This window comes from Legionella antarctica (assembly GCF_011764505.1).
GTDB classification, from domain to species: domain Bacteria; phylum Pseudomonadota; class Gammaproteobacteria; order Legionellales; family Legionellaceae; genus Legionella; species Legionella antarctica.
This window is the reverse complement of sequence record NZ_AP022839.1, coordinates 381,420-396,664: the sequence shown is the minus strand read 5'-3', so window position 1 is coordinate 396,664 and position 15,245 is coordinate 381,420. Positions and strand designations below refer to the sequence as shown.

The window sequence follows — 15,245 nt, the reverse complement described above, 5'->3', positions numbered from 1 at the left end:
TTATAGACAGACCTGTAAAAAACTTAAAGCGTCTTGTAATGCTCTTCTGCAAAGGATATAAAGTGGTTTTTAAACGTTTATTCTACACTTATAGTTTCCAACGCTTGTGCATCCAGTTCCACTGCTCTGGATGAGCCAAAATGATACGTTCCAATGCCTGATTGTAGGCTAAAGTATTCTGGTAAAGAGATTCATGCGTATTGCCACAGTCTTGCCAGGGAATAGGCTCATAGAACTCCAAAACATGCTTGCCATTGGGTAGTCTATAACCAGCAGCCGGTACAACAGGAACCCCTGTATACCGGGCTAAAGTTGCTAAACTGCGATATGTTCCTGCTTTTTTTCCAAAAAACTCTACGGCGATACCATCGCGATTAACCAGCGAGGCATGCTGATCCAATACGAAAATTACCGCATGATTTTTTTCTAAAGCAACGCAAACCTGCTCTAATGAGTTTTTTTTGGGAATCACGTTTAAACCTGCTTGATAATAGTTTTTGAACATGATTCGCTCAAGGGTTTTGAATCTTAATGTACGCCGGATAAAATGAAATTGTCCCTTGAACTCTTTGAAGCTCAGAACACCACCCAAGGGAGCAAACTCCCAATTACCAAAGTGACCCGTGACAACTAGAACCCCCTTTTGCTGGGCCACTACAGATAACATCTGCTCATGACCTTTAACCTCAACACAATCACGTAATTTTTTTTCACTCATAAATCGTAATTGCAAGGTTTCCTTGACGGACTTTATCAAATGCGAGTAATAAGATTTAGCCAAGTATTCTTTTTGCCTATCATCCAGTTGATTACCAAAAACCTGGTTGATGTTAGCCAGGATTAGGCGTCGCCGGTAGGGCAGAAAATGATATAAAAAGCGACCTGCGAAACTGACAGGTAAGGCTTTAATTTGTTGTGCTATCTTAGTCACAGGATTTAATCACCAAACAGGCATTCATACTTGAAAAACCCCTGTTAATCATCAACGCCGCGCTATTGGCATTAACTTTCTGATGATTTGCACTGACAGATAAGGGTTCACACGCTGAGGCAATTTGCTGTAAATTAGCAATACCGGGTGCACACTGTGTTTCAAGAGCATAGGTAGTCATTACGGCATCCAAGACACCAGAGGCACACAATGTGTGACCCACTGACCATTTAAATCCGGTAATTGGAACTTCATTTTGGCCAAATACCGTTCTAATTGCTTGTGCTTCACTGTCGTCAGATTTACTGTTTCCATTACCATGGGGTACGATTAAACCTATATCGTCCTTACATAACCCGGCAATACTAAGTGTACGATCAATTAAACTAGTCAAATGCTGGCCATCAGACTCAATGGAGAACAAACCTGCTGCTTCGCTGGCAGCTAAGCCACCAAGAAGCTCGCCATAACAAGCCGCTGATCTCGCCCGGACGCTGGCTTCACTTTCCAAAACTAACGCAGCTGCACCATCGGCCAAGAGGGTGCCATCATGCTCTCTATCAAAAGGTTTTAAATGACGCTCACTCACTACACCCAATTGGGTATAGTAAAATAAAGCCTGGGGCTCTAAACCTATATCGTAAGCTACTACAACGGCTCGGTCTGCCTGACCTGTACGAATTGCATGATAAGCTTCTAAAATAGCCTGGGTTCCACCCACCGCATGATTAGTCACATTGTGATTTGGCCCTTTGAAACCATAAGTGATGCCGGTATAAGCAAGAACATTATTAGGTAAAATACGTAATAACCACATGGGATGTACTTCATCAAATAAGTGATTGGCGAAACCCCGCATATCACCCTGTGTTTTCGCTAGTAAAGGCAAAAAATCGTATTGTTGAAAATATTTATTGCCTGGTGAACCAACATAAATAGCTGTTTGCTCATTAAATAGATCCGGGCAATCAAGAGCATCTCGATAAGGGATCATTTGGCTGTGCTCAACAGCCTGGATAGCTGCATTCAAACCGATTACATCCTGGCGGGAAATGACTTTGATTAATTTGCGGTCAGGTAGCATTTTAGCCGGTTGAAAATCTTTTAATTCGCCTCCCAGGCGGTGAGACCACTGCGACAAATCCCATTGTTTAATCTCATCAATGCCGCTTTCGCCAGCAAGTACAGCCTTCCAAGTCTCATCCGCCGTAGGTCCAGAAGCGGTTAATGCACTACGACCGGTAATAAATACTCTATTGAAACTGCTCATTTATCTGCTCCTTCAAATTCGGGATGCTTAAATAACAAACAGCTATTTGAGCCGCCAAATCCAAAAGAATTTGATAAAACCACGCCCAAGGATTTTTCACGAGGTCCATCGATGACATAATCCAAATCACACTCAGGATCCGGTGTCGTTAAATTCGCTGTCTTGGGAATTTGGGCGTGCTCTATAGATTTAACCGAGAGCACCGCCTCAAGCGCCCCGGCCGCAGCAATTAAATGTCCGGTTTGACTTTTAGTCGAGCTGGACGGCAAATTGGCAACTGTATCGCCAAAAACCGCTTTAATCGCATTAGTTTCACTCAAATCATTCATCTTTGTTGACGTGCCATGAGCATTAATATAATCCACATCTCTGGGCGTCACTCCTGCATCATGAAGTGCACGCTCTATTGCTTGAATCGCTCCATCACCATTTGGATGTGAGTCAGTGATTCGATAAGAACTTAAAGAATTTCCCTCACCAGCCAACTCAGCATAGATATGAGCACCTCTAGCCTTTGCTTTATCCCATTCCTCCAGGATTAAAAATGCAGCACCTTCACCCAATACAAAACCGTTACGTGTTGCATCAAAAGGACGACTAGCTGTTTCTGGAGTATCGTTATAAGTAGACAATGCGCCTAACAAACAGAAACTGGATAGACCCAAAGGATTAATCATGGAATCAAATCCTCCTGCCAGCATGAAATCAGCTTCACCACGCCGTATGACTTGCATAGCCAATCCAAGAGCTTGACCACCAGAGGCACAAGCAGTGTGAACCGAAGAGGCATATCCTGTAATACCAAATTGTTGAATTAACAAAGACAAACCCGAATTTGAGGTGGTTTTACCAAAATCAACCAGTTTATAAAATTCTCTGGTATTGGCTTTTAATTGTCCCCAATCTGTCTCACCGTTTAGAGCACAAGCTTGTTGAAATCTATTTAGATACTCAAATTCAGCGGTCATCATACCGCTCCCAGTTACAACGCCCCATCGTGATGAGGTTTGCTGTGTAGGTAAAATTCCTGCATCATCAAATGCTTGGCGTGCTGCCTCCAAGGCATAATAAGTAAACGACATCGCAAAGCGCGTGTGTTTATTTTTTATCAAAGGGCTTGGACTAAAATTTTTGACCTCAGCAGCAATAAACGTGGGAAAAGCGCTGGCATCAAAATGTGTAATTTCCGCAACTCCCGATTTCCCTTCGATCAAATTGTTCCAAATCGATTGGACATCATGACCTATTGCTGAAACTGCTCCTAATCCTGTAATTGCTACTCGTCTTTTCTTCATGTTATTTACCTTTAGAGGTAAGCACTACGTCTACAATACATACTCGCTTACCCTCAACCTCACTACGATAAGTCAAAATTAATTCTTCATCAGTCTGTTGCTTTACTTTTACATGGCAAACGATTACATCACCCGGCAAAATAAATTCATTCATTTTTATTCTACGTAACTCACTGACTTGGAAATTAGATGCATACCCCCCCCGTGCAACAAAATCTTGTGCTAAATTTAATTTACATTCCAATAAAACCGTCATGGGTAAAACTGGCTTATTTGGAAAATGATCGGGAAAATACGCAGCCGCTTTAGTGACCCGCTTTTCAGCGACCAGATTTACGCCTGGTTCACAAGAAAGAATTCTATCAAACATCATAGGCGCTACCGTTGACGCAGGTCGATGTTCAAGTTCAAAACTCATAGGTTCTGCATTCAAGGTGTTTATTGTGGACCAATCACCAGGATTATAGATTTCACTAAATTGACGTTTGACTTCTTCAAAACTGATAAAATCAGCCATTGGCAGTAGCGGGCCCAATGCCCCCTCGATACTAAATATCAGCTCCTCTCCCACCTTGGCCACACTGTGGTACTGAACTGCTCTGTCATCAACTACATCTATATAGGACTCAAGCAATAAGGTTTCCCCCACATAAGCAGGTCGATTTAATTTTGAACAGCTAACAACTCCAGCAACAGGCCTTGAAGTAAATCCATTATGCTGCATCACATTCCAGGCGGCTAATTGCCCGAGGGTTTCACCAATTAAAGAAGGAATAAAGCAGAGCTTACCATGCGCATCAACAGTTAAATAAACATCGTCCCTGGTCACATGCTTCAATCCCCGGATCCACTCACCCGGGGATAGCTGAACAATTCTATCAACAAATAAAAACCGCATTAGGCAACAGTTTCCAAAGATTGTTGTTGAGTCACTGCAGCGATTACTAATTTGCAAAATGTTTCCACAGTAAATAACATAGGAATTTCATTAACTTTCATATTGGGTTTAAACTGATCCGCTGGAACTTCGCTTAAATAATCCTTTAATGCCTCAAGACCTGCTGGAGTCAATGAACCACCTTTTTCAAATTCATCTTCTGCCAAATCACCACGCGCATTTTTTTCTAATTGACCACGGGGGATTTTAATTTTAAATTCTTTTTCCAGTTGAAAAACCAAATCAAGAAAATCAATGGATTCTGCACCTAAATCCGTAATTAAACGGCTGTTTAACGATACTTCCTCTTCATCAATCACTAATACATCAGCAATAATTTCCCTAACTTTAGGGTAAACACCAGCCACATTCATAATTCGTCCTCAGAGCTCACCTAGATTACAAAGCTACCGATTATATCATAAAAATTTCTTTAATCATCTAAAACGGAAAAAAGGATAATATTTAACCTATCCAACCCGACTATATCCCGCATCAACAAATAAAGTATGTGCGTTAATCATTGATGCTTCAGGTAGACAAAGCAGATAAACGGCATTAGCAACATCTTGAGGGTTCAAGGGTCTATCCGCCAAAGCATGGGCCTGATACTCGTCTAGTAATTGCTCCCTATTAGGAAAATGTTTGAGTGCATCCGTATCAACTACGCCGGCTGAAACGGTATTCACCGTAATGCCATGAACGGCTAATTCAAGACTTAAAGATCGGACCAAAGCTTCTAATGCCGCTTTTGAAGCGCCTATAAACGCGTAGTTAGGTATCGCTCTGGAGGCACCTAAACTGGATAAAGCTATTACTCGGCTATTCTTGGGCATCATCTCGTACCCTTCTGCAACCAGGTGATTTAAGGCCAGAGCATTCGTCTCCATACACCAGCGCCAATGTTTGGTAGACATCTTTAATGCTGGCTTTAACACCCCACTTGCAGCATTACTAATTAGAAAATTAAGGTGGGTAAAATATTCTCGAAACTGAGTAAACATCTCTTTTACAGATTGATGATCAGCAACATTCGCCTGCAGAGCAACTGCCTTGCGTCCCATATCCTGAACTTCTTGAACCAGATTTTTCGCTTGATCAGAACTATTATAATAGACAATCGCAATGTCACATCCTGCTTGTGCTAATTTCAGCGCTGTAGCCCTGCCTATGCCACGCGCGCCTCCGGTAATTAATCCTACTTTACCTGCAAAAATCAAACTCATAGAGTAATCCTTTAGTATAAAAAGGCATCAAACTACCGTGATTATGTTAACCTGTCAATGATATTATAAGTACTCTTCTTTCTATATAGGTATACCCCAATCAATATTAAACTGGCGCAGGAGTATTTATTTAACCAGGGGGTTTTAAGCGACTTGCATCTCACATTTTGGAGGTATCCCATTCATAAACCAATACTTCAAGTCCCAAAAATTCTAAATCAATACGTTAAGTGACTGTGCCACTACTTGCTATTTTTCAAATTGTCTTGTTTCCGCAGCCCAAACTTTGTACCATCTGCACACCCTCATATTAATATACAGAAGTAATGACTTATTCATGGTCTAAAACTGTTTTCCCTATTGCCGCAATTTTCTCTTTTCGTATGCTGGGATTATTTCTCCTTATCCCCGTATTCACGATTTATGCGGCTCACCTTCAGGGTGCAACACCCACTTTGATTGGTGTTGCATTAGGTGGTTATGGATTAACCCAAGGTTTACTGCAGATACCTTTTGGAATGTTGTCAGACAAAGTGGGTAGAAAACCGATCATTACCCTGGGCTTATTACTTTTTGCTGCTGGAAGTTTAATCGGAGCACTCACCGATTCAATATATGGAATGATATTAGCTAGAACACTGCAGGGTACGGGAGCAATAGGCTCGGTACTTATTGCCTTACTTGCTGATTTAACCTCTGATAGACATCGTACCAAAGCAATGGCAGTCATCGGCATGACTATCGGCACATCCTTTAGCCTGGCAATGATTATTAGTCCTGCTCTTTCTCATCGTTTTGGGCTGGCTGGTATTTTTTATTTAACAACTGTTTTAGCCATCTTGGGTATACTTATACTACACCTGGTTATTCCAAATCCGCTAAAAGAACGATTTCACGCAGACAGTGAAACCAATCCCGTCTTATTTAAATCAGTTATCAATAATCTTCATTTACAACGATTAAATCTGGGAATTTTCTGCCAACACTTTATCTTAACCGCGACGTTTTTTGCAATCCCCATGATTTTGAGTCAACAGGTTAGGGCTGGGAACTTAGCGCAACAGTGGCACTTTTATTTACCGTTAATGGTAGGTTCTTTTATTTTTATGATCCCGTTTATAATATTAGCTGAAAAGAAAAAACGGATGAAATCCGTATTTCTTGCTTCAGTACTTGTAACTACTGTCGCTCAGGGAGCGCTGGCATTTATTCACCTATATTGGTTAAGTCTTTGCCTGCTCATGTTTATGTATTTTGTTGCATTCAATATACTCGAAGCATCTTTACCCTCATTGATTTCAAAACAAGCAAATCCCAATAATAAAGGCACCGCAATGGGGATTTATTCCACGGGACAGTTTTTGGGAATTTTTGCAGGTGGCTCACTTGCCGGCATTATTTACCAATGGAGCAGTAGCTATGGTATTTTTATAGCTAATGCATTTATTGGGACTATTTGGTTTGTAGTGGCCTGCTTTATGAAGCCAAATGTTTCCCTTTCTTCTTTGATTATAAATAATACTGCTTCTGATTTAGAAGATTCGGTCATTATTCAGACACTTCTAAAAGTTCCTGGAGTTAAAGAGGTCGCACTGATAAAAGACGAAAACACGTTATTCTTGCGTGTAGATGAAGAACATTACCAAACTGGTGGCGCAGAACAGGCGCTACGACGAGAATTTAAGAGATAGTTATATTTAATTTAGTACAGTTGCTACGCAATATTATATAAATTAGGTATAATCTCTGTCTAACTTTGCACAGGAGATAATAAGTGGCTAGAGGAATTAATAAGGTCATATTGGTTGGTAACGTAGGTGTGGATCCTGATGTTCGATATCTACCAAACGGCAATGCAGTAACCACACTATCAATAGCAACTAGTGAGTCATGGAAAGATAAAGTATCAGGTGAAAAACAAGAGCGAACTGAGTGGCACCGCGTTGTTTGTTTTAATCGCTTAGGTGAAATAGCAGGAGAATATGTACGTAAAGGTTCAAAATTATATGTTGAAGGCAGCTTACGAACACGAAAATGGCAAGATCAACAGGGTCAAGACAAATATACAACTGAAATAATTGCCGCTGATATCCAGATGCTTGACAGCAAAGGCAACGGCGGCTCATCTAATTATGATGAGATGCCGCAAGCGCAACAGTTTACAGAACCACAACAACGCCAAAATGCAAGCAAACAACAACCATCAACAACAGCCCAAGATGCGTTTGATCAATTAGATGACGATATCCCATTCTAAGAAAATGCATGAGTGACGTATTGATTATTTGGTTTTAAGCCCATAACCTAATGGGCTTTTTTATTTATGTAAAATGAAAATTGAGACCCAAAACAAGCTAAGTCAATCTGAGCTCAAATAAAGATAAAAAAAACCCGCTTATAAAGCGGGCCTTTTAAACGAGACTGATTATTCTTCTGTTGCACTATTAGCGGCTGGTCTATCGAGTAATTCAACAATAGCCATAGGCGCATTATCGCCTGCTCTAAAGCCACATTTAATAATACGAACATATCCTCCTGGTCGCTCAACGAAGCGTGGGCCTAAATCAGAGAACAGCTTTCCCACAGCGGATTTTGAACGTAAAACATCAAAAGCCTGACGCCGTGATGCAACTGAATCAGCTTTACTAACAGTAATTAAAGGCTCTATGTAGCGACGTAGATCTTTAGCTTTAGGCAGAGTAGTTTTTATTAACTCATGCTCAATTAAAGAACAGCACATGTTAGAAAACATGGCTTTACGGTGACTACTTGTGCGGCTAAAACTACGGCCAGAATTACGGTGACGCATAACAAAGACTCCTAAATATTACTCGCCAAGACTTGCCGGCGGCCAATTCTCAAGTTTCATTCCCAGCGATAATGAACGAGATGCTAAAACATCTTTAATCTCAGTTAAAGATTTCTTACCTAGATTAGGTGTTTTTAACAGTTCATTTTCAGTTCTTTGAACTAGATCGCCTATATAATGAATGTTTTCTGCTTTTAAACAATTAGCAGAACGAACAGTTAACTCTAAATCATCAACAGAACGTAACAGAACAGGATCAAAGTCATTGCGCTCTTTATTATCAGCACGTGATTCTTCAAACTTCATATCAACAAAAGAATGAAGCTGTCTTTGAAGAATACTTGCAGAAATGCGAATCGCTTCTTCAGCATCAATTGTTCCATTTGTTTCTAATTCTATCGTTAACTTATCAAGGTCAGTACGATTTTCTACCCTTGCACTATCAACAAAATAGGCAACTTTTTTAACGGGAGAAAAACTATTATCAATCTTGAGTTTACCTACTGACTTCTTTTCAATTTCATCGTCTAGATGTCTAATAAAAGAATCAGTATTATGAAAACCTATTCCTCTCTCAACTTTAAGAGTCATATTCAATTTGCCTTTTTCATTCAAGTTGGCAATAACCAGCTCAGGATTAATAATTTCCTGACCATGAGTTAATTGAATATCTCCAGCTGTCACTTGACAAGGACCTTGTTTATCCAGGCTAATTAGTGCTTCTTCCCCAACATTGAGTTTGATGGCAACCAATTTGAGGTTTAGCAATAAGTCAACCACATCTTCCTGAACACCTTCAATAGTACTGTATTCGTGAAGAACACCATCTATTGATGCTTCAGTAATCGCACTTCCGGGCATAGATGACAATAATATACGTCTCAAAGCATTGCCGAGAGTGTGACCAAAACCTCGCTCCAAGGGCTCTAGAACTATTCTAGCTTTATAAGGTGACTCAGCCTGTACTTTGAGCACTTTGGGCGTCAGCATTTCATTGATTTCAGTATACATTCAGCTATTTCTCCGAGCTTACTTAGAGTAAAGTTCTACAACTAGATTCACGTTGTAGTCTGAAGATAAGTCCGTTAACGTTGGAGCTGTAGAGAACGTACCTTTAAAGGAAGCAGAATCTACAGTAATCCAATCACATGGAGCTCTTTGTTCGGACAATGCTAAAGCGGCGCCAACACGACCTTGACTTTTAGCTTTTTGACGAACAGATATAGTGTCCCCTGGATTAACTAAAAAAGAGGGAACGTTAACAATTTTATCATTAACAAGTATTGCCTTGTGGGTTACTAATTGTCTGGCTTCAGCACGTGTACTTGCAAAACCCATACGAAAAACAACATTATCCAGGCGCCTTTCTAATAGGGACATCAGATTTTCACCTGTCGAACCTTTTTGACGAGCAGCCATTTTGTAGTAGTTTCTGAATTGCTTTTCGAGAACACCATACAGCCTTCTAATTTTTTGTTTCTCTCTAAGCTGAATTCCATAGCCACTTAACCGTGGTTTTTTATCACCATGTTGTCCTGGCAATTTTTCAGATTTACACTTGGACTTATGATCACGAACGCCACTTTTAAGTAATAAATCACAACCTTCACGACGTGATAATTTACATTTTGGACCAAGATATCTAGCCATTAATTACTCCTGAGTCTTACACACGACGTTTTTTAGGTGGCTTACATCCATTATGGGGTATGCCAGTAACATCGGTTATTTCAACAATTTTAAAATCCTGGGTTATTAATTCACGAATAGTGGACTCTCTACCAGGACCAGGACCATGAACAAATACTGCAACAGATTTCATACCATATTCTTTTGCAACAGTCGCAGCACGTTCAGTTGCAACTTGAGCTGCATAAGGGGTACTTTTTCTAGAACCTCTAAAGCCTGATCCACCTGATGTTGCCCAACATAATGCATTACCTTGTCTATCAGTAAAGGTAACAATAGTATTATTAAAAGAAGCATGAACATGAACTATACCATCAGATACGACACGTTTTACCTTTTTTCTTACTTTTTGCTGCTTTGACTTAGTTATTGCCATCTTATTTTCCTACATGAAAAATCAATTACTTGTGCCTTTTCTACGGCCTTTTCTCGTACGAGCATTAGTCTTGGTACGTTGTCCGCGCAAGGGTAATCCTCTTCTATGTCTTAGCCCACGATAACAGCCTAAGTCCATCAGTCGCTTAATATTCATTGTAACTACGCGACGCAAATCACCTTCCACAGTTATTTTTGCAATTTCAGTTCTTAATGACTCTAATTGAGCATCCGTTAACTGTGAAACTTTGGCAGCAGGATCAATGTCAACTGCTGCACATAATTTTAATGATGTAGTTTTACCAATACCATATAGAGCTGTTAAAGCAATCACCACATGTTTGTGATCAGGTATGTTCACTCCCGCAATACGAGCCATTAGCTTCTCCGAACGTTATTTTGTTCTGTCGAAAGGGACAGAAGAATACTATTTTTATAAAATAAAATCAAGCAGATATTAACCCTGCTTTTGTTTATGTCGGGCATCCTTACAAATTACTCGTATAGTGCCACTTCTTTTAATAATTTTGCAATTGCGACAAATTCGTTTTACTGATGCTCTCACTTTCATTACTAAACTCCGATAAAAATCATAGTAGACCAGGTAGTTTTGTACCTTTAAAATTAGCCTTTTTCATTAAAGAATCATATTGTTGAGTCATTAAATGAGCTTGTATTTGAGCTACAAAATCCATCACGACTACAACGATAATCAGCAATGATGTTCCACCGAAATAAAAGGGAACATGCCATGTATACATTAAAATCTGGGGCAACAGGCAAACTAGAACTAGATATAGTGCGCCAACCAAAGTTAAACGAGTCATTACTGAATCAATATATTTAGTTGTTTGCTCTCCCGGTCTAATTCCTGGAATATACGCTCCAGATTTTTTTAGATTTTCTGCAGTATCTTTAGGATTAAACACTAATGCCGCGTAAAAGAAAGCAAAAAACAGTATAGCCAGTGCGTAAACAATTAAATACAAAGGTTGGCCAGGTGATAACGCCATTCCAACGTCAGACAACCAGCCCATTCCTTTAGTATGTGAAAAGAACTGAGCTAAAGTTGCGGGCAGCAATATGATACTGGATGCAAATATTGGTGGTATTACTCCAGACATATTTATCTTTAAAGGTAAATGACTTGTCTGGGCAGCATATACTTTCCTGCCTTGGGTTCTTTGTGCATAATTAACTCTTATGCGCCGTTGTGCTCGTTCCATAAACACAACAAAACCCGTAACTACAACCACAACAACAGCCACTATAATCAAGGTTAAGGCCTGCATCTGCCCTTCCTTTACCTGCTGAAGTACAGAAGCTATAGCACTAGGCATACTTGAAACAATACCTGAGAAAATAATCAGAGATATACCGTTTCCAATCCCCTTCTCAGTGATTTGTTCACCTAGCCACATTAAAAACATAGTACCAGTTACTAAGGTAACAACTGCTGTGAAATAGAAAGAAAAGTCCGGCTGCAGAGCAATTTGTTGTCCAGCCAACCACCGTGCCATTCCTAAAGATTGAAATACCGACAACAAGAGGGTTAAATATCTTGTGTACTGATTTATTTTCCTACGGCCAGCCTCTCCTTCTTTTTTAAGTTGCTCTAATTTCGGAGAAACAACTGAAAATAACTGGATTATAATCGATGCTGAAATATAGGGCATGATACCAATTGCAAATACCGTTACACGCGATAAAGCACCACCAGAAAACATATTAAACAACCCAAAGATTGTATTTTGCTGTTCATTAAAGAAGTTAGCCAGTTTGGTGGGATCCAAACCAGGTACTGGTATGTGAGCCCCCAAACGATAGACTAAAATTCCAATGATCACAAATAATAACCTGGATTTTAACTCCGCCAATCCACCACGTGATTGACTTCCATTATGTTTTTGGTTTTTCATAGTCACTCTTCTATGCTGCCGCCCAAACCTTCAATGGCTGAACGTGCCCCTTTAGTGACTCTTAAACCTTTAAGCTTTACAGCACCGGTTAATTCACCAGAAAGAATGACTTTAACATGCTTAATTGAGCTGTTAATTAAACCAGCATCACGAAGAACCTGGAGGTCAATAACTTCTGCCTTTAGATTGACCAGCTCACTTAAACAGATTTGATCAACAGTTCTGCCTATACGAGACTTAAAACCCATTTTAGGAAGACGTCTTTGGATTGGCATTTGACCGCCTTCAAAGTTAATTTTATGATATCCTCCAGCTCTGGCTTTTTGTCCTTTGTGCCCTTTACCACTAGTTTTACCTAGTCCCGAGCCTATACCCCGACCTAAACGTTTCTTAGGTGGTCTTGAGCCGGGATCTGGTGATAGTGAATTTAAATTCATTATACAGTCTCCTCAACTAGCAATAGATAATTAATCATATTAACTAGTCCACGAATTGCAGGTGTATCATTATGAGATACACTTGAGTTTGTTTTACCTAATCCCAATTGCTTCGCTATAGTAACATGTTTTGGTTTTCTACCTATTAGACTTTTAACCAAAGTTATCTTTATTTTCTTTTCCATAATTAGCCCGCCATTACTTCATCAACAGTTTTACCACGTTTGGCTGCTACGTAATCAGGAGTACCGATGTTAGTTAGTGCACCGATAGTTGCACGAACAATATTACTTGGATTAGTAGAACCAATACTTTTAGCTAAAATATTGTGTACACCTAATACTTCCAGCACGGCTCTCATGGCACCACCGGCAATGATTCCAGTACCTTCACTAGCAGGCTTCATAAATACTTTAGAAGCACCATAATTCCAGGTAATCTCATGGAATATAGTTGTACCGGAAAGGGGAATATAAACCATATTTTTCTTAGCCTGATCCATCGCCTTTTGAATTGCGATTGGAACCTCACGTGCTTTACCTCTTCCAAAACCAACTTTACCTTTTCCGTCACCAACAACGACCAAAACAGCAAAGCCAAAAACACGTCCGCCTTTAACTACTTTAGCGGTACGATTTACTGATACCAACTTTTCTTGATATCCATCTGACTTAGGAGAATCTTCGAATGCCATAATCGTTCCTTAAAAATCTAATCCAGCTTCGCGTGCACCTTCAGCAAGGGCTTTCACTCGGCCATGATATCTATAACCAGCACGATCAAATGCAACCTGGGTAATGCCTTGCTCTTTAGCGCGCTTACCAAGTAACTTGCCAACCTGACTGGCTTGTTCTACTTTGCATTTTCCAGACAAGCTGCCTCTTAATTCTTTATCATTAGTTGAACAGACTACTAATACCTTATCACCGAGTTGGTCCGACTTAACTATTTGAGAATAGATATGTACTCCGCTTCTATAAACAACTAATCTGGATCTACCCGATTTACGAATTAAAGCTTTAGCCTTTAATCCACGTCTATCTCGTGAGTTTTGCTTATTCATAACTTATACCTTATTTCTTTTTCGCTTCTTTACGAACAATTACTTCACCGGCGTACCTAACTCCTTTACCTTTATAAGGTTCTGGGGGTCTAAAAGCTCTAATTTCAGAAGCAACTTGCCCTAAAATTTGCTTATCAACACCCTTCAACACTATTGTAGTATTACTTGGAGTTTCAACAGTAACACCATTTGGTAAAACGTACTCAATTGGGTGCGAAAATCCGAGAGATAAGGTAATAGATTTATCTTTAGCCTGCGCCCTATAACCTACACCAACCAGTTCCAGAGTTACTATAAAACCTTCAGTAACACCATGAACCATATTATTGACCAATGCTCGTGCAGTACCTGCCTGAGCCCAGGCTTTTGGTTCATTAACTGCAGGGGCAAACTCTAATTGGTTAGCCTCTTTACTCTTAGTTATACTAACTAACCTATTAATTTTTTGGGTTAGTGTTCCTTTAGGCCCTTTTACAGTAATCGAACCTTCAACAATAGTTATTTCAACATTTGCCGAATGAACAACTGGGGCTTTTGCTACTCTAGACATATCATTCCTCGCAAGTATTAAGCCACTTCACAAATGACTTCGCCACCAACACCTTTTAATTTTGCAGATATATGAGTCATTATACCTTTTGATGTAGATAATATTGCCACACCACAACCGGGAATAGAGGATAAATCTTTGTATGACTTATACACTCTTAAACCAGGTCGGCTAATTCGTTTAATTAGCTCAATAACTGGCTTTCCGTGATAATATTTAAGTTTTACAGTGATCGACTTAAGATTATTATCTAAAGTTTCCACAAAGAAATTCTCAATATATCCTTCTTCTTTTAAAACACGTGCAATTTCTTCTTTTAACTTAGAAGAAACTAATGTTATCTGCTGATGTTTAGCTTGTTGACCATTTCTTATTCTGGTCAGCATATCAGCAACTGGATCATGCATACTCACAATCGTTCTCCAATCAAAAAAATTTACCAGCTTGACTTTCTACCGCCAGGTACATTGCCAACCATAAGCTGTTGTCTTAAACAAATTCTGCAAAGACTAAACTTGCGATAAACTGCGTGTGGTCTTCCACATTGCTGGCATCGAGTACTATGACGAACAGGATTTGAATTAACTGGTAATTTTGCTAGTTTTGCCTGACTGTCCATAATAACTTGGAAATCATCAGATGATTTAATCAATTGTTTTAATTCGTTTCTGCGTTTTCTGTATTTTTCTACAAGTTTTCCACGCTTTAACTCTCGCACAAGCATTGATTTTTTAGCCACAATTT

Annotated in this window: 22 protein-coding genes; 2 read left to right on the top strand and 20 right to left on the bottom strand. The window is 39.6% G+C overall.

Features of this window, described 5'->3' with window-relative positions:
* Positions 1-88 precede the first annotated feature (88 nt).
* The 6 genes from HRS36_RS02040 to fabL form a co-directional block, all read right to left on the bottom strand.
* The gene (locus HRS36_RS02040) at positions 89-931 is read right to left on the bottom strand and encodes a lysophospholipid acyltransferase family protein (protein WP_173236026.1); all 843 of its coding nucleotides are present in this window, start codon (positions 929-931) and stop codon (positions 89-91) included.
* Positions 924-2,201 (bottom strand): beta-ketoacyl-[acyl-carrier-protein] synthase family protein, encoded by a 1,278-nt coding sequence (locus HRS36_RS02035; protein WP_173236025.1) that lies wholly within the window; start codon positions 2,199-2,201, stop codon positions 924-926. The genes HRS36_RS02040 and HRS36_RS02035 overlap by 8 nt, the downstream gene beginning before the upstream one ends.
* The gene (locus HRS36_RS02030; RefSeq protein WP_173236024.1) at positions 2,198-3,496 is read right to left on the bottom strand and encodes a beta-ketoacyl-[acyl-carrier-protein] synthase family protein; all 1,299 of its coding nucleotides are present in this window, start codon (positions 3,494-3,496) and stop codon (positions 2,198-2,200) included. Before HRS36_RS02030 ends, HRS36_RS02035 begins: the two co-directional genes overlap by 4 nt.
* Position 3,497: 1 nt before the next feature.
* Positions 3,498-4,394 carry a 3-hydroxyacyl-ACP dehydratase FabZ family protein gene (locus HRS36_RS02025; protein WP_173236023.1) on the bottom strand — a complete coding sequence of 299 codons (897 nt, stop codon included), beginning with the start codon at positions 4,392-4,394 and terminating at the stop codon, positions 3,498-3,500.
* Positions 4,394-4,807: an acyl carrier protein gene (locus HRS36_RS02020; protein WP_173236022.1), complete on the bottom strand. Its 414-nt coding sequence runs from the start codon at positions 4,805-4,807 to the stop codon at positions 4,394-4,396. The genes HRS36_RS02025 and HRS36_RS02020 overlap by 1 nt, the downstream gene beginning before the upstream one ends.
* A 96-nt stretch (positions 4,808-4,903) precedes the next feature.
* Positions 4,904-5,659: an enoyl-[acyl-carrier-protein] reductase FabL gene (gene fabL, locus HRS36_RS02015; protein ID WP_173236021.1), complete on the bottom strand. Its 756-nt coding sequence runs from the start codon at positions 5,657-5,659 to the stop codon at positions 4,904-4,906.
* Positions 5,660-5,985: 326 nt separating this feature from the next.
* On the opposite strand from fabL, the gene HRS36_RS02010 reads away from it, so the two are divergent.
* The gene (locus HRS36_RS02010) at positions 5,986-7,350 is read left to right on the top strand and encodes an MFS transporter (RefSeq protein WP_173236020.1); all 1,365 of its coding nucleotides are present in this window, start codon (positions 5,986-5,988) and stop codon (positions 7,348-7,350) included.
* 83 nt (positions 7,351-7,433) lie between these two features.
* Positions 7,434-7,916 carry a single-stranded DNA-binding protein gene (gene ssb / locus HRS36_RS02005; protein WP_173236019.1) on the top strand — a complete coding sequence of 161 codons (483 nt, stop codon included), beginning with the start codon at positions 7,434-7,436 and terminating at the stop codon, positions 7,914-7,916.
* Between the two features lie 168 nt (positions 7,917-8,084).
* Here ssb and rplQ read toward each other — a convergent pair whose 3' ends face one another.
* The 14 genes from rplQ to rpsN form a co-directional block, all read right to left on the bottom strand.
* Positions 8,085-8,468, bottom strand: coding sequence for a 50S ribosomal protein L17 (gene rplQ, locus HRS36_RS02000; protein WP_173236018.1), 384 nt, complete (start codon positions 8,466-8,468; stop codon positions 8,085-8,087).
* Between the two features lie 18 nt (positions 8,469-8,486).
* On the bottom strand, positions 8,487-9,479 hold the full coding sequence (locus tag HRS36_RS01995) for a DNA-directed RNA polymerase subunit alpha (protein ID WP_173236017.1): 993 nt from the start codon (positions 9,477-9,479) through the stop codon (positions 8,487-8,489).
* A gap of 18 nt (positions 9,480-9,497) precedes the next feature.
* Positions 9,498-10,118: a 30S ribosomal protein S4 gene (gene rpsD / locus HRS36_RS01990; protein ID WP_173236016.1), complete on the bottom strand. Its 621-nt coding sequence runs from the start codon at positions 10,116-10,118 to the stop codon at positions 9,498-9,500.
* Positions 10,119-10,134: 16 nt separating this feature from the next.
* Positions 10,135-10,533: a 30S ribosomal protein S11 gene (rpsK, locus tag HRS36_RS01985; protein WP_173236014.1), complete on the bottom strand. Its 399-nt coding sequence runs from the start codon at positions 10,531-10,533 to the stop codon at positions 10,135-10,137.
* Positions 10,534-10,554: 21 nt separating this feature from the next.
* Positions 10,555-10,911: a 30S ribosomal protein S13 gene (gene rpsM, locus HRS36_RS01980; protein ID WP_173236012.1), complete on the bottom strand. Its 357-nt coding sequence runs from the start codon at positions 10,909-10,911 to the stop codon at positions 10,555-10,557.
* A gap of 78 nt (positions 10,912-10,989) precedes the next feature.
* Positions 10,990-11,103: a 50S ribosomal protein L36 gene (gene rpmJ / locus HRS36_RS01975; protein WP_010946099.1), complete on the bottom strand. Its 114-nt coding sequence runs from the start codon at positions 11,101-11,103 to the stop codon at positions 10,990-10,992.
* Between the two features lie 19 nt (positions 11,104-11,122).
* Entirely contained in the window at positions 11,123-12,451 is a 1,329-nt protein-coding gene (secY, locus tag HRS36_RS01970; protein ID WP_173236010.1) for a preprotein translocase subunit SecY, read from the bottom strand.
* Between the two features lie 2 nt (positions 12,452-12,453).
* Positions 12,454-12,888, bottom strand: coding sequence for a 50S ribosomal protein L15 (rplO, locus tag HRS36_RS01965; protein ID WP_173236008.1), 435 nt, complete (start codon positions 12,886-12,888; stop codon positions 12,454-12,456).
* Positions 12,888-13,073: a 50S ribosomal protein L30 gene (gene rpmD, locus HRS36_RS01960; protein ID WP_173236006.1), complete on the bottom strand. Its 186-nt coding sequence runs from the start codon at positions 13,071-13,073 to the stop codon at positions 12,888-12,890. Before rpmD ends, rplO begins: the two co-directional genes overlap by 1 nt.
* 2 nt (positions 13,074-13,075) lie before the next feature.
* Positions 13,076-13,582 carry a 30S ribosomal protein S5 gene (gene rpsE, locus HRS36_RS01955; protein WP_173236004.1) on the bottom strand — a complete coding sequence of 169 codons (507 nt, stop codon included), beginning with the start codon at positions 13,580-13,582 and terminating at the stop codon, positions 13,076-13,078.
* Positions 13,583-13,591: 9 nt separating this feature from the next.
* Positions 13,592-13,951 (bottom strand): 50S ribosomal protein L18, encoded by a 360-nt coding sequence (gene rplR, locus HRS36_RS01950; protein WP_173236002.1) that lies wholly within the window; start codon positions 13,949-13,951, stop codon positions 13,592-13,594.
* A gap of 10 nt (positions 13,952-13,961) precedes the next feature.
* On the bottom strand, positions 13,962-14,501 hold the full coding sequence (gene rplF / locus HRS36_RS01945; RefSeq protein WP_173236000.1) for a 50S ribosomal protein L6: 540 nt from the start codon (positions 14,499-14,501) through the stop codon (positions 13,962-13,964).
* A 17-nt stretch (positions 14,502-14,518) separates the two neighbouring features.
* Positions 14,519-14,908, bottom strand: coding sequence for a 30S ribosomal protein S8 (rpsH, locus tag HRS36_RS01940; protein ID WP_197933222.1), 390 nt, complete (start codon positions 14,906-14,908; stop codon positions 14,519-14,521).
* Positions 14,909-14,937: 29 nt separating this feature from the next.
* Positions 14,938-15,240, bottom strand: a complete 303-nt coding sequence (gene rpsN, locus HRS36_RS01935) for a 30S ribosomal protein S14 (protein WP_173235996.1) — start codon at positions 15,238-15,240, stop codon at positions 14,938-14,940.
* Positions 15,241-15,245: the final 5 nt, after the last annotated feature.